The organism is Novosphingobium ginsenosidimutans, assembly GCF_007954425.1.
GTDB lineage: Bacteria > Pseudomonadota > Alphaproteobacteria > Sphingomonadales > Sphingomonadaceae > Novosphingobium > Novosphingobium ginsenosidimutans.
The window spans coordinates 837859-850706 of sequence record NZ_CP042345.1; the positions used below are offsets into that span (position 1 = coordinate 837859).

A 12848-nucleotide genomic window follows, 5' to 3' on the forward strand; every position below is an offset into this window, starting at 1 on the left:
GGTCTGGTCAATGTCCGCGTGACTTTGCTTGTGCCGCGCGACATAGCATTTCTTCAAGGTCTAGCGTGCTACAGGGTAAGTGATGGGACGCAACTATTTCGGTACGGACGGGATCCGCGGGCGCACCAATGCCGGCGTGATGACGGCGGCAACGGCAATGAAGGTCGGCCAGGCGGCGGGCACCCGCTTCCTGCGCGGCAGCCACAAGCACCGCGTGGTGATCGGCAAGGACACGCGCCTGTCGGGCTATATGCTGGAGAACGCGCTGGTTGCGGGCTTCACCAGCGTGGGCATGGACGTGATCCTGCTGGGCCCTATGCCGACCCCGGCAGTTGCCCTGCTGACGCGCGAGCTGCGCGCCGATGTCGGCGTGATGATCTCGGCCAGCCACAATCCTTACGAGGACAACGGTATCAAGCTGTTCGGCCCGGACGGCTTCAAGCTCTCCGATGCCGATGAGGCCGCGATTGAGGCCATGCTGGAACAGGACATGGCGCTCGCCCCCTCGCCGCAGATCGGCCGGGCGCGCCGGATCGACGATGCCCGCGGCCGCTATATCCACGCGGTCAAGGCCTCGCTGCCCGATGACATCCGCCTCGATGGCCTGAAGATCGTGGTCGATTGCGCGAATGGCGCGGCTTACCAGGTCGCCCCTTCGGCGGTCTGGGAACTGGGCGCCGAAGTGGTTGCAGTCGGTGTTTCGCCCAATGGCACCAACATCAATGACAAGTGCGGCTCGACCCATCTCGATCTCGTCAAGGAAAGCGTCGTCGCCAGCGGTGCAGATATCGGCATTGCCTTGGATGGCGATGCCGACCGGCTGATCGTGGTCGATGAAAAGGGCCAGACGGTCGATGGTGACCAGATCATGGCCCTGATCGGCAGCCAGCTCGCCGCGCGCGGGGAGCTGCGCGGCGGCGGAGTGGTCGCGACAGTCATGTCGAACCTGGGGCTAGAGCGCTTCCTCGATGGCAAGGGCCTCAGCCTGGTCCGCGCCAAGGTGGGCGATCGCTATGTGCTCGAGGCGATGAAGGCTGGCGGCTACAACGTTGGTGGCGAACAGTCGGGCCACATGATCATGCTCGATCACGCCACCACCGGCGATGGCACGATTGCCGCGCTCCAGGTGCTTGCCGCGCTGGTCAAGAGTGGCAAGCGGGCCAGCGAGCTGATGCACCTGTTCGATCCGGTGCCGCAATTGCTCAAGAATGTGCGCTTTGCTGGCGGCCAGAAATCTTCAAAGGGGCCGCTGGACGATGCCCGCGTCAAGGCGGTGATCGCCGAAGCTGAGGCCCAGCTTTCCGGCCGGGGCCGCTTGGTGATCCGCCCCTCGGGCACCGAACCGGTGATCCGCGTCATGGCCGAAGGCGACGATGCCGGCGAAGTCGAACAGGTCGTCGATGCGATCTGCAATGCGGTGAAGGAGGCGGCCAGTGCTTGAGATGCGCCCCGATTGCGAGAAGTGCGGCGCGGACTTGCCGGCCGAACTCCCTGGCGCCTTCATCTGCAGCTTCGAATGCACCTTTTGCACCGAATGCGCCGATGATCTGGACGAGCGCTGCCCCAACTGCGGCGGGGAACTGATGGACCGGCCGACCCGTGCCAAACCGCTGCAGGCCAAGTATCCGCCCTCGACTGAGCGGAAGTTCAAGGGGTGAAGCCCCCCCGCATCCTCTCCATTGCCGGTTCGGATTCATCCGGCGGCGCGGGGATCCAGGCCGACATCAAGACCATTACGATGCTGGGCGGATTTGCCATGACCGCGATCACAGCGGTGACGGCGCAGAACACGCTGGGTGTGACCATGGTCGAAGCTCTCTCGCCCGAGATGGTGGGCGCACAAATCGATGCCTGCGTCAGCGATGTGGGCGTCGATGCGGTCAAGATCGGGATGCTGGGCTCGCCCCAGATCGCCGCCGTGGTGGCTGAGCGGCTGGAATTGCTGGACGTGCCGGTGGTGTTCGATCCCGTGATGATCGCGACCAGCGGCTCGGTCCTTGCCGATGCCGCAACAATCGCCGGGTTCGAACGGCTGATGAAGCTGGCGGCGCTCACCACGCCGAACGTTCCGGAGCTTCAGGCCCTTGGCGGGCCAGAAGGCATGGCAGCACGCGGCATTGCCTATCTCGCCAAGGGTGGCGACGCCGAGGGGCCGACAGTGGAGGACGTGCTGGTTGTGCCCGGCGCCGAGCCGCAGGTCTGGTCGGCGCCGCGCATCATCACCCGCCACACCCACGGCACCGGCTGCACCCTGTCGAGCGCGATCGCCACTGGCCTCGGCGCCGGACTGGACCTGGTTGCCGCCATCGAACAGGGCCGCCGTTTCGTTCGCGCTGCGCTTGAGGCCGCCCCCGGCTTCGGTTCAGGCAGCGGCCCGCTGGGCCATCAGGCGGTTCAATCGAGTTCGTAGAACGCGGCGATCTTTGACCAGGCTTCCTCGGCGGTTTCCACCCAGTGGAACAGGTTGAGGTCCTCGAAATTGATCACGCCTTCCTCGGCCAGGGCCTGGAAATTGATGACCTTGTTCCAGAACTCCTGGCCAAACAGCAGGATCGGGATCGGCTTCATCTTGCCGGTCTGGATCAGGGTGAGCAGCTCCATAAACTCGTCGAGTGTGCCGAACCCGCCCGGGAAGACGGCAACCGCGCGGGCGCGGAGCAGGAAGTGCATCTTGCGCAGCGCGAAGTAGTGGAACTGGAAGGCCAGGTCCGGCGTGACGTACTGGTTGGGCGCCTGCTCATGCGGCAAGACGATGTTGAGACCGATCGTATCCGCCCCGGCATCGGCCGCGCCGCGGTTGGCCGCTTCCATGATCGAAGGGCCGCCGCCCGAGCAGACCACGAACTGGCGCATGCCCTTTTCAACCACGCCGCATTCACTGGCGATCCGGCCGAGCTGGCGCGCCTCGTCATAATATTTCGACTTGGCGACCAGCCGTTCAACCACAGCCTTGCGTTCGGGGGTGGTCGCGGTTGCCAGCGCCGCTTCGGCCTCTTCGGGCGCCGGAATGCGGGCCGAGCCATAGCAGACCAGGGTCGAACCGATCCGCGCCTCATCCAGCATCATCTCGCATTTCAGCAATTCCAGCTGGAAGCGGACCGGGCGCAGCTCCTCGCGCAGCAGAAAATCGGTGTCGCGGAAGGCCAGCTTGTAGGCCGGGCTGCGGGTCTGCGGGGTAGACGCCAGGTGCGATTCGACGAAGGAGGCTTCCTGCTCGGCCTTGTAGAAGCGGCGGCGGCTTAGCCGCTTTTCGGTCGGTTCGGTCATCAGGCCTTTTCCTTTGCGGCGAATTGCTTGCCAACCCCCAAAAACAGTTCGGCCCGCCACTCGGTTGCCGAGTACGGGCCATTACGTTCAGCGAGGAGTTGGATGCCCGACAAGGATTCGAACCTTGATTGACGGAGTCAGAGTCCGCTCTCTTACCATTAGAGGATCGGGCAACGAGGGCGGTCCTCTAGGCCCAGGTTGCGCCCGCGTCAAGCCGCTGGACTTGCCCTTGCGGCGGGGGGCCGCTACCATGGCCCCAGGTACCCGCCACACGTGCGGGATAAACATAAGAGTGTGATTGTCATGGCGGAAAATACTCCGCCGGCCATGCGCGAGGAGGCAGGACAGGGGTTCGAACCCGGACAGGACCAGCGCGGTGCGCCCAGCCCTTCCGAAATCAGCCCCGCTATGCCCAACCGCCAGCCGGACGGCCGACCCGGACGAATCGACCCGCAGGGCGGCGGGCGCGATTCCTTGGTCCACCCGCGGCAAAGCTTTGCTGCGATTGATCTTGGCACCAACAATTGCCGCTTGCTGATTGCCCGCCCGCAGGGTGAGAACTTTGTCGTGGTCGATGCGTTCAGCCGCGTGGTCCGGCTGGGTGAAGGTCTGGCCGGGTCTGGTCGGCTCAGCGATGCGGCGATGGACCGGGCCCTGGGGGCGCTCCACGTCTGCGCCGAAAAGCTCAAGCGGCGGCGCGTCCACCTTGCCCGCTCGGTGGCGACTGAAGCCTGCCGGCGGGCCGAGAACGGCCCCGATTTTATCGAACGCGTCCGGCGGGAAACCGGGATCGCGCTGGACATTATCAGCGCCAAGGAAGAGGCGCGGCTGGCGGTCCTGGGTTGTCACATCCTGCTGGAACAGGGCGATGGCCCGGCGATCATCTTCGACATCGGCGGCGGTTCGACCGAGCTGGTGCTGGTCGAACAGGGCGATGCTCCGCTGCCGCGGATTGTCGACTGGATGAGCGTGCCCTGGGGCGTCGTCTCGCTGACCGAGACCTGCGGGGTCGAACCGATCGACGCCGATGGCCGCGCTGCCCGCTATGCCGACATGCGCCGCCGGGTGCGCGAAAGCCTTGCCCCCTTTGCCGACCGGCTGGCAGCCATGCTTGAACAGCACGAAGGCAAGACGGCGCTGCGCCTGCTTGGCACCAGCGGCACGGTCACGACGCTGGCCAGCCTTCATCTTGATCTGCCGCAATATGATCGCCGCGCGGTCGACGGTCTGATCGTGCCGGCCGAGGCGATGCGCGGTATTTCCGCGCGCCTGTCCTCAATGCCCATCCCGGCACGGCGCGAGCTGGCCTGCATCGGCCGCGAGCGCGCCGACCTGGTGGTAGCGGGCTGCGCGATCCTCGAGACGATCCTCGATCTGTGGCCGGCTGACCGGCTGGGCGTTGCAGATCGCGGCATCCGCGAAGGGATCCTGCGCAGCCTGATGGCTTCGGAAGGGATGGCGGAACGGACCCGCGCGGCCATGCGCCGCAGCAAGCGTGAAGGAGCAAGTCGATGAGCCGTTCGGGCCGCCCTGCCGGTGAACGGCTCAAGACCGGCAAAGGGCGGACCGCCAGCTCGACCCGCTGGCTGACCCGCCAACTCAACGATCCCTATGTGAAAGCCTCCAAGGATGCCGGCTGGCGCAGCCGCGCCGCCTTCAAGCTGATCGAGCTCGACCAGAAGTTTGCCCTGCTCAAGAACGCCCATCGGGTGGTCGATCTCGGCGTGGCCCCCGGCGGGTGGAGCCAGGTGGTGCGCAAGCAGGCCCCCAAAGCTGCAGTGGTTGGGATCGATCTGTTGGAAACCGAGCCGCTGGAAGGCGTGACCCTGTTCCAGATGGACTTCATGGACGATGCCGCGCCCGCCCTGCTGGTAGAGGCGCTGGGCGGCGCGCCGGACCTGGTGATCTCGGACATGGCCGCCAATACCGTTGGCCACAAGGCCACCGACCACCTGCGGACCATGGGCCTGGTCGAGACCGCCGCGCACTTTGCGATAGAAAACCTTGCACTTGGCGGGGCCTTCATCGCCAAGGTCCTGGCGGGCGGCACGGATACCGAGCTGCTGGCCCTGCTCAAGCGCCACTTCACGACGGTGAAGCACGCCAAGCCGCCGGCGAGCCGCAAGGATTCGTCCGAGTGGTACGTGATCGCCCAGGGCTTCAAGGGCTGAAACGAAGAAGGGCGGCAGGTCCGCAGACCGCCGCCCTCTTTTCCCCCCTTGCGGGTAAAGCTTACTTCTTGGCGGGTTCCGCAGCCGGAGCGGCAGCAGCGCCTTCGGCCGGGGCCGCAGCGGCATCGGCCGGCGCGGCGGCAGCATCGGCGGCCGGGGCAGCCGGAGCGGCCGGCAGCGGCAGGTTCGAACCCTGGGCGTTGAGATAGACCAGCAGGTTGGCGCGCTCAGCCGCATCGCCAATCCCGGCGAAGCTCATCTTGGTGCCGGCGGCGAAGGCCTTGGGGTTCTTGAGCCAGGCGTCCATCGTCGCCCAGTCCCACTTGCCGCCATGCGACTTCAGCGCATCAGAGAAGGCAAAACCGCCGCGGCCCTGGGCCACGCCTTCACCCATCACGGCGTGCAGGTTCGGACCGATGCCGTTGGCACCGCCCGGGGTGATCGTGTGGCACGAGGCGCACTTCTTGAAAGTGGCTTCACCCTTGGCCGCATCGGCGCTGGCGAGCAGGGTTTCCAGCGGCACGGCAGCGGCGCCGCCTTCACCTTCCTGGACCACGCCTTCGATCGCATAGCCCATCTTCTCAGGGCGGTTTTCCTTGGTCGCGCGGAAGTAGTGGCTGCTCAGCGAAGCGAGACCAAGCGCAACAACGCCCGAAAACAGCGTCCAACCGGCAATGGTGTTGAAACGGTCGTCCATTAATCGTGCCCCGTGGGATATGTGGCTAGGAGAATTGCGGGTCGCTCTAGTGTCGGCGCGGGGCAAGCGCAAGGGGCATTGCAGCGCCCGCGCACAGGGCTTAGCGATGGAGCGGGATGTCGGCCCGCCATGCGGCCGAGGAGAGGCACGATCTGACATGAGCTGGGCCAGGGAACTTGAGGAATTGCGCGCCCGCGAGGCGCTGGCCGAAGCCATGGGCGGACCAGACAAGGTTGCGCGCCAGCACGGCCGCGGAAAGATGGATGCCCGCGCCCGGCTGGCGGCGCTGGTCGATCCAGGAAGCTTCCGCGAAATCGGCAAGATCGCCGGTAAGGGCTCCTACGACGCGGAAGGCAACCTGACCGGCGTGCTGCCCGCCCCGTTTCTGTTCGGCAAGGCCACGATCAATGGCCGCCCAGTGGTGGCGACAGCCGACGATTTCACCATCCGGGGCGGGGCGGCAGATGCCGGGATCGGCCGCAAGATGGAACAGGCTGAGAAGATGGCCCACGAGCTGAAGCTCCCGATCGTGCGGATGATCGATGGCACCGGCGGGGGAGGCTCGGTCAAGACGCTCGAGATGATCGGCGCCACTTACATTCCCGCCGTCCACATGTGGGGCGAGGTGGTGAAAAATCTCGATACCGTGCCGGTCGTGGCGCTGGCGCTGGGCCCGACGGCAGGCCTTGGCGCGGCCCGGATCGCGGCCAGCCACTATTCGGTGATGGTGCGCGGCCTGTCCCAGATTTTCGCCGCCGGTCCGGCCGTGGTCGATGCAATGGGCACGGCCTGGAAAGACGAAGGCTCGGTCAACCACGAGGAAGCCAAGGAAGCACTAGGCGGCTCTGCGATCCACACCCGCAACGGCGTGGTCGATGACGAAGTGGCCAGCGAGGCCGAGGCCTTTGCCCGTGCGCGGCACTTCCTGGGCTTCATGCCCGAATATGTCGGGGCCCCTGCCCGCCGAATCGAAAGCGGCGATCCCGCGGGCCGGCGCGAGGAGGCGCTGCTCAGCCTGGTCCCACGCGGCGACAAGGAAGTCTACTCGATGCGCCGGGCCATGGACCTGGTGTTTGATCGGGGCACCGTGTTCGAAATCGGGCGGGCCTGGGGCCGCGCCGCGATCACCGCGCTGGCGCGGCTCGATGGCTGGCCGGTGATGGTCCTGGCCAGCGATCCCAGCTTCCTGGGCGGATCGTGGGACGCCAAGACCAGCGAGAAGGTGGAACGCTTCGTCAAGCTGGCTGACCTGTTCCGCCTGCCGATCGTCCACCTGGTCGACAACCCCGGCTTCATGATCGGGCGCGAGGCCGAGATTGCCGGGACGATCCGCTATGGCGTCCAGGCGATGAACGCGATCTACAAGGCGACCGTGCCGCTGGCCTCAGTGGTCTTGCGCCGGGCCTATGGCATTGCTGGCAGCGCGATGTCGAATGCCGATACCTACCAGTACCGCTATTGCTGGCCTTCGGGCGACTGGGGCAGTCTGCCGATCGCGGGCGGACTGGAAGTGGCCTACAAGTCGGAGATCGAGGCCGCCGAGGACCCGGCGGCCGAGCTGGAAGCGATCCGCGCGCGGCTGGCAAAGGTCACCTCACCCTTCCGCAGCGCCGAGCGCTTCAATGTCGAGGACATCATCGACCCGCGCGATACCCGGCCCTTGCTGTGCGAATTTGCCGAACTGGCCTGGCGGCGCTTGGGGGCGGATCAACCGCCGAGATAGTCCGCGAGCGCTTTCTGCTCCGCCGCGCTGAGCCGCAGACCCAGCTTGGTCCGGCGCCAGAGGATATCTTCGGCGCTTGCCGCCCATTCCTCTTGGCGGAGGAAATCGACCTCGGCCGCAGTCAGCCCGGCGCCGAAGCTCTTGCCCAGCGCCTGCCAGCCTTCGGCGCCATTCAGCCAACGCTCCGCCCGGGTGCCATAGGCGCGCGCGATCCGGTCGACCGTGCCGGCATCAAGGAACGGATAGCGCGCGGTTAGCGTGGCCTTAAGCGGTTCGAGCCCGTCGAGCGGGAAGTCGCCGCCGGGCAGCGGCCGCGACCGGGTCCAGGCCTTGCCCGTCAGGGCTGGCAGGCGCGCGGCCATCAGATCGACCGCTTCCTCAGCCAGGTGGCGATAGGTGGTGATCTTGCCGCCATAGACACTGAGCAAGGGCGCACCGGCGTCCTTATCCGAGAGGTCGAGCCGGTAGCCGCGCGTCGCCGATTCAGGCTTGCCCGAGCCATCGTCGACCAGCGGGCGCACCCCCGAATAGGTCCAGACCACGTCCGCCGGGGTAATCGGCGTCTTGAAGTAATTGCTCGCCCCTTCGCAAAGGTAGGCGATTTCTTCTTCACTGGCGACAATCGGTTCGCCCACCGTGTGGTCGCGGTCGGTCGTGCCGATCAGCGTGAAATCGCGCTCATAAGGAATCGCGAAGAAGATCCGGCCATCGGCGAGCTGGAAGAAGTAGGCGTAAGGATGATCGAACAGCTTGCGGACCACGATGTGCGAGCCGCGCACCAACCGCATGCCATATTCGGGCGCCTCGCCCAGCAGGCCATCGACCTTGAGCACGGCCGGTCCAGCCGCGTTGACCAACGCGGCGGCGGTGAAACGGCCATGCGGGGTCTCTAGCTCCCACCCCCCGTCAACGCGCCGGGCAGCCGTCAGCGGCGTGCGCGGGTGGACCTCTGCGCCGTGCGCCACCGCATCGAGGGCGTTCAGCACGACCAACCGCGCATCATCGACCCAGCCGTCCGAATACTCGAAAGCCGGGCCGAACTCGCCCTTGAGCGGCGCGCCGGCCGGATGGCGGTGCAGGTTGATCGAGCGGGTCGCCGGCAGGTGCTTGCGCCCACCGATATGGTCATAAAGGAACAGCCCGAGCCGCAGCAGCCAACGCGGGCGCAGGCCCTTCACGTGCGGCAGGACAAAGCGCAGCGGATGGATGATGTGCGGGGCGATTGCCCACAGCGCCTCGCGCTCGGTCAGGCTCTCACGCACCAGGGCAAACTCGTAATGCTCAAGATAGCGGAGGCCGCCGTGCACCAGCTTGGTCGAAGCCGACGATGTGCCCTGCGCCAGGTCACCCGCTTCGAGCAGCAGCACCCTTGCGCCGCGTCCGGCCGCGTCGCGCGCAATCCCCGCGCCGTTCACACCGCCACCGATCACTGCCAGGTCAAACTGCATGTGGCTCTATCTCACATCCGGGTTCGGGACGGGCCGCACAACCCCCGGCGGGGTGAGGCGGCGGAACAGGCGGCCCTGCTCGCTGTACAGCACCAGCACCAGTGCGGCGATCCCTCCCGCCAGCAGCGCCCAGGCCAGGGGCCGCGCGGTGCCATCGTAAGCCTGGCCGATCATCGCGCCGAGACTGGCCGCCACGGCCATCCGCACGAACATCTGGAACGAACTGGCCGCACCGGCAATCCGGGCGAAAGGCTGCAGGGCAATCGAACCGAAGTTGGCGCCGAGAAAGCCCATCAGGCACATGTTGAGGCCCATCACCGGTACAAACTGCCACAGCGTCTGATGCGGCTGATGCGCCAGCCAGACCTGCACCGAGCTGACCACGATAAAGGCCAGCAAGGCGGTATGCGATACTCGCCGCGCCCCGAAGCGCTCGACGATCCGCGAGTTGAAGAAGTTGGCCACGGCCATGCCGCCCGCCATCACGGCAAAGATCAGCGGGAAGGTCGCGCCGGCCCCAAAGTGTTCCGCCACCAGCTGCTGGGCGGAATTGATATAGCCGAACAGGCCGGAGACCAACAGCGCAGCGCCGATGACATAACCCATCGAGGCACGGTTGCTCGCGGCGGTCCACATATTGGCCACGATTGCGCGCGGGGCGATCGACTGGCGATTGGCCGGATCGAGCGTTTCCGGCAGCCGAATCCAGGCCCATAGCCAGACTGCCAGCCCCAGCAGCGCCATGCCGCCGAAAATCCAGCGCCAGCTCGCCACCGCAAGAATGGCCTGGCCAAAGCTCGGCGCGGCCATCGGCACGATCATGAAGATCACCGCCACGGTCGATTGCGCCCGTGCCATCCGGTCGCCCGCAAAGCGGTCACGGATGATCGCGTTGGGCAGAACCGAAAGGCCGGCGCTGGTCACCGCCTGGGCGGCGCGCAGCACCAGCATGACGGTAAAATCCGTCACCAGCGCGCAAGCCAGCGACAGCGCGACATAGGCCGCCAGGCTGACAAACAGCACCGGACGGCGGCCAAACCGGTCGGCCAGGGCGCCCGGGAACAGCGCACCTACCCCGGCAGCGATCAGGTAGACGCCGACGATCAGCTGCCGCTGGTTGGGATCGCGCACCCCCAGGTCCTCGGCCGTGATGCCCAGGGCGGGCAGCATCGAATCGATGCACAGCGCCTGCAGCGCCATGATCATCGCCATCAGCGCGACGAATTCGCGCTCACCCAGGCTCGCGCCTGGTGCAGGGGGACTCACGGATGGCATGCGCCTGCCCTTGGCCTGTTCCGCCTGCGCTGGCCAGACTGAATTCGCATGGGTAAAGCTGCCAGCATGGCCGAACCCGCCGACGAGGCTGATTTTGACGATGCGCCCGGACAGGGGCTGCGCAAGATCATCCATGTCGACATGGACGCCTTCTATGCCAGCGTCGAACAGCGCGACGACCCCGCGCTACGCGGCAAGCCCGTGGCGGTCGGCGGCGATGGGCCGCGCGGCGTGCTGACCACCTGTTCCTACGAGGCGCGCAAGTTCGGCTGCCGCTCGGCCATGCCCTCGGTCACTGCCAAACGGCTCTGCCCGCAGCTGATTTTCGTGCGCCCGCGCTTTCCCGTTTACACCGCCGTCTCGCACCAGATCCGTGACATCTTCCGTGACTATACCCCGCTGGTCGAGCCGTTATCGCTGGATGAAGCCTATCTGGATGTCACCGCCGATGTGAAGGGCATCGGCTCGGCCACTCGCATTGCCGAGCTGATCCGCGCCCGGATCAAGGCCGAGACCGGACTGACCGCCAGCGCAGGCGTCTCCTACAACAAGTTCATCGCCAAGCTGGCGAGCGATCAGAACAAGCCAGACGGTATCTGCGTAGTCCGCCCCGGTGAAGGTGCAGCCTTTGTTGCCGCCATGCCGGTCAAGCGTTTTCATGGCATCGGCCCGCGCGGCGCCGAGCGGATGAAGCAGCTGGGGATCGAGACCGGCGCTGACCTGGCCGCCAAGGACATCTACTTCCTGCGCGAGCATTTCGGCAGCCAGGCCGATTACCTTTACCGCGCCGCCCGCGGGATCGACCTGCGCCAGGTCAAGGCCGACCGGGCACGCAAGTCGGTCGGGGCCGAGCGGACTTTCGATCACGACATTTCCTCTGGCGCAGCGCTGCGCGAACAGCTTGAGCGGATCGTCGGCCTGACTTGGGACCGGATCGAGCGCAGCCGGTCCGAAGGCCGAACCGTGACCCTGAAGCTCAAGCTCAAGGACTTCACCGGCCTGACCCGCGCCCGCTCGCTCCCCAAGCCGGTGCGGGACCGCAACCAATTTGCCGAGATCGGGCATGCCCTGCTCGAGGAACTGCTGCCCTTGCCGCAGCCCGTCCGGCTGATGGGGCTGACGCTGTCGCAACTGATCGAGGACGAGCCTGAAGCACCCGCCTTGGTCAGGTCGGCGAGCCAACTCTCGCTGTTCTGATCCACTCCGCCAGGTTGCGCTGCAATTGCTCTGCCAGGTTGGGGGGCAAGGCATCCGGGGCGAAAAACTCCGCCGCCACGATCTCGCGCCCGTCGCCTTGCGGCACGCCGCGCGCGCGGCCGGTGATGACATGGACGCGGTTGACCGTGCCGGCCAGCGGCTCCTCGATCATCGCCAGCTCGCGCGGGTCTTCCAGCGCGCAGGCGGTTTCCTCGGCCAGTTCGCGTAGCGCGGCAATCACCGGCGATTCATCCCGGCCAATTCCGCCACCGGGTAACATCCAGCGCCCGCTGCCATAGGAGTGGCGGACCAGTAGCACGCGCCCTTCATCGTCGAAGGCCAGGACCCGGCATCCGAGCAAGAGCGGCTTTCGGATCCGCCACCAGACCAGCCGCACCCGGTGCGCCTGGACCAGCAGCACCCGGTGTAGCGGCCGAGGAATCAGGCGAAGCATGTCACCGGCTGACGGGCGGCGCGGAGCAGGCGCGCGACCGGCAGGTCATGCTCGCCGCGCGTGGCCGCCTCGAACAGTGCGACCTTGTCCGTCCCGCGGATCACGAAGATCACCTGATCGGCATCGAGCAGTGCCGGGATGGTCAGGCTGAGCCGGTCAAACGGCGCCTCGGGCGGGAGCGGATCAGGGGTCAGGCGGCGCAGCGACAGAGGATCGTCAGCTTGGGGATCGGTATTGGGGAACAGGCTGGCAATGTGCCCATCCCCGCCCATGCCCAGCCAGGCCACGGCAAAGTGCGGCGGCACGGCGTGCTCGGTCAGCGCCACGACCTTGGCTCCCACTGGTTCCAGCAAGGCCCGGATCCGGCCGACATTGCTGGCGGGATGATCCTCGGGGACGATCCGGTCATCACCCGGCCAGACGGCGATCCGGCTCCAATCGAGCGGTCGCTGCGCCAGTTCGGCCAGGATCGGGAAGGGGGTCGAACCGCCAGGCACGGTAATCGCAACCGGGCCGCCGGTTCCGGCCAGCGCGGCGGACAAGTGTTCGAACAGCCAGTCGGCGATCTGGCTATCGGTGGCGGCAGAAACAATGCGCGGGGAGGTCATGCCCAGCG

The 12848-nt window shown here is 66.5% G+C and carries 13 protein-coding genes and 1 tRNA gene; 7 read left to right on the forward strand and 7 right to left on the reverse strand.

Going from position 1 to position 12848, the window contains the following annotated elements; translation table 11 throughout:
- Positions 1-82: 82 nt before the first annotated feature.
- The 3 genes from glmM to thiD are packed head-to-tail and all read left to right on the forward strand — an operon-like array spanning position 83 to position 2410.
- Positions 83-1441 carry a phosphoglucosamine mutase gene (gene glmM / locus FRF71_RS04190; RefSeq protein ID WP_147089377.1) on the forward strand — a complete coding sequence of 453 codons (1359 nt, stop codon included), beginning with the start codon at positions 83-85 and terminating at the stop codon, positions 1439-1441.
- A complete protein-coding gene (locus FRF71_RS04195) occupies positions 1434-1658 on the forward strand; it encodes a DUF1272 domain-containing protein (protein ID WP_147089378.1) in 225 nt (74 codons plus the stop codon). The genes glmM and FRF71_RS04195 overlap by 8 nt, the downstream gene beginning before the upstream one ends.
- On the forward strand, positions 1655-2410 hold the full coding sequence (gene thiD, locus FRF71_RS04200; RefSeq protein WP_147089379.1) for a bifunctional hydroxymethylpyrimidine kinase/phosphomethylpyrimidine kinase: 756 nt from the start codon (positions 1655-1657) through the stop codon (positions 2408-2410). The genes FRF71_RS04195 and thiD overlap by 4 nt, the downstream gene beginning before the upstream one ends.
- On the opposite strand, the gene FRF71_RS04205 is transcribed toward thiD, so the two are convergent.
- Positions 2395-3267 carry an LOG family protein gene (locus FRF71_RS04205; RefSeq protein ID WP_147089380.1) on the reverse strand — a complete coding sequence of 291 codons (873 nt, stop codon included), beginning with the start codon at positions 3265-3267 and terminating at the stop codon, positions 2395-2397. The two genes, thiD and FRF71_RS04205, sit on opposite strands and share 16 nt — an antisense overlap.
- A 99-nt stretch (positions 3268-3366) precedes the next feature.
- Positions 3367-3440 (reverse strand) — tRNA-Gln (locus FRF71_RS04210).
- Between the two features lie 130 nt (positions 3441-3570).
- Between FRF71_RS04210 and FRF71_RS04215 the strand changes: the two genes are divergently transcribed.
- Both FRF71_RS04215 and FRF71_RS04220 read left to right on the forward strand, forming a co-directional pair.
- On the forward strand, positions 3571-4782 hold the full coding sequence (locus tag FRF71_RS04215) for a Ppx/GppA phosphatase family protein (protein WP_147089381.1): 1212 nt from the start codon (positions 3571-3573) through the stop codon (positions 4780-4782).
- A complete protein-coding gene (locus tag FRF71_RS04220) occupies positions 4779-5438 on the forward strand; it encodes an RlmE family RNA methyltransferase (protein ID WP_147089382.1) in 660 nt (219 codons plus the stop codon). Before FRF71_RS04215 ends, FRF71_RS04220 begins: the two co-directional genes overlap by 4 nt.
- A 61-nt stretch (positions 5439-5499) precedes the next feature.
- On the opposite strand, the gene FRF71_RS04225 is transcribed toward FRF71_RS04220, so the two are convergent.
- Positions 5500-6135 carry a c-type cytochrome gene (locus tag FRF71_RS04225; RefSeq protein ID WP_147089383.1) on the reverse strand — a complete coding sequence of 212 codons (636 nt, stop codon included), beginning with the start codon at positions 6133-6135 and terminating at the stop codon, positions 5500-5502.
- Positions 6136-6292: 157 nt separating this feature from the next.
- Here FRF71_RS04225 and FRF71_RS04230 point away from each other — a divergent pair, with 157 nt between their 5' ends.
- Complete coding sequence (locus tag FRF71_RS04230; RefSeq protein ID WP_147089384.1) at positions 6293-7858, forward strand: acyl-CoA carboxylase subunit beta; 1566 nt, start codon at positions 6293-6295, stop codon at positions 7856-7858.
- Here FRF71_RS04230 and FRF71_RS04235 read toward each other — a convergent pair.
- On the reverse strand, positions 7843-9306 hold the full coding sequence (locus FRF71_RS04235) for a glycerol-3-phosphate dehydrogenase (RefSeq protein ID WP_147089385.1): 1464 nt from the start codon (positions 9304-9306) through the stop codon (positions 7843-7845). The genes FRF71_RS04230 and FRF71_RS04235 overlap by 16 nt on opposite strands.
- A 6-nt stretch (positions 9307-9312) precedes the next feature.
- Positions 9313-10581 carry a multidrug effflux MFS transporter gene (locus FRF71_RS04240; RefSeq protein WP_147089386.1) on the reverse strand — a complete coding sequence of 423 codons (1269 nt, stop codon included), beginning with the start codon at positions 10579-10581 and terminating at the stop codon, positions 9313-9315.
- A 66-nt stretch (positions 10582-10647) separates the two neighbouring features.
- Here FRF71_RS04240 and dinB point away from each other — a divergent pair, with 66 nt between their 5' ends.
- Entirely contained in the window at positions 10648-11778 is a 1131-nt protein-coding gene (gene dinB, locus FRF71_RS04245) for a DNA polymerase IV (RefSeq protein ID WP_147089387.1), read from the forward strand.
- Here the strand turns inward: dinB and FRF71_RS04250 are convergent.
- Both FRF71_RS04250 and FRF71_RS04255 read right to left on the reverse strand, forming a co-directional pair.
- A complete protein-coding gene (locus tag FRF71_RS04250) occupies positions 11747-12232 on the reverse strand; it encodes an NUDIX domain-containing protein (protein ID WP_147089388.1) in 486 nt (161 codons plus the stop codon). The genes dinB and FRF71_RS04250 overlap by 32 nt on opposite strands.
- Positions 12220-12840, reverse strand: coding sequence for a 6-phosphogluconolactonase (locus FRF71_RS04255; RefSeq protein ID WP_147089389.1), 621 nt, complete (start codon positions 12838-12840; stop codon positions 12220-12222). Before FRF71_RS04255 ends, FRF71_RS04250 begins: the two co-directional genes overlap by 13 nt.
- Positions 12841-12848: the final 8 nt, after the last annotated feature.

Excerpts from the sequence above, each read along its gene's own strand:
- glmM (WP_147089377.1), top strand. The coding sequence starts at position 83 with ATGGGACGCAACTATTTCGGTACGGACGGGATCCGCGGGCGCACCAAT.
- FRF71_RS04205 (WP_147089380.1), bottom strand. The coding sequence starts at position 3,267 with ATGACCGAACCGACCGAAAAGCGGCTAAGCCGCCGCCGCTTCTACAAG.
- FRF71_RS04215 (WP_147089381.1), top strand. The coding sequence starts at position 3,571 with ATGGCGGAAAATACTCCGCCGGCCATGCGCGAGGAGGCAGGACAGGGG.
- FRF71_RS04220 (WP_147089382.1), top strand. The coding sequence starts at position 4,779 with ATGAGCCGTTCGGGCCGCCCTGCCGGTGAACGGCTCAAGACCGGCAAA.
- FRF71_RS04225 (WP_147089383.1), bottom strand. The coding sequence starts at position 6,135 with ATGGACGACCGTTTCAACACCATTGCCGGTTGGACGCTGTTTTCGGGC.
- FRF71_RS04230 (WP_147089384.1), top strand. The coding sequence starts at position 6,293 with ATGAGCTGGGCCAGGGAACTTGAGGAATTGCGCGCCCGCGAGGCGCTG.
- FRF71_RS04235 (WP_147089385.1), bottom strand. The coding sequence starts at position 9,306 with ATGCAGTTTGACCTGGCAGTGATCGGTGGCGGTGTGAACGGCGCGGGG.
- FRF71_RS04240 (WP_147089386.1), bottom strand. The coding sequence starts at position 10,581 with ATGCCATCCGTGAGTCCCCCTGCACCAGGCGCGAGCCTGGGTGAGCGC.
- dinB (WP_147089387.1), top strand. The coding sequence starts at position 10,648 with ATGGCCGAACCCGCCGACGAGGCTGATTTTGACGATGCGCCCGGACAG.
- FRF71_RS04250 (WP_147089388.1), bottom strand. The coding sequence starts at position 12,232 with ATGCTTCGCCTGATTCCTCGGCCGCTACACCGGGTGCTGCTGGTCCAG.
- FRF71_RS04255 (WP_147089389.1), bottom strand. The coding sequence starts at position 12,840 with ATGACCTCCCCGCGCATTGTTTCTGCCGCCACCGATAGCCAGATCGCC.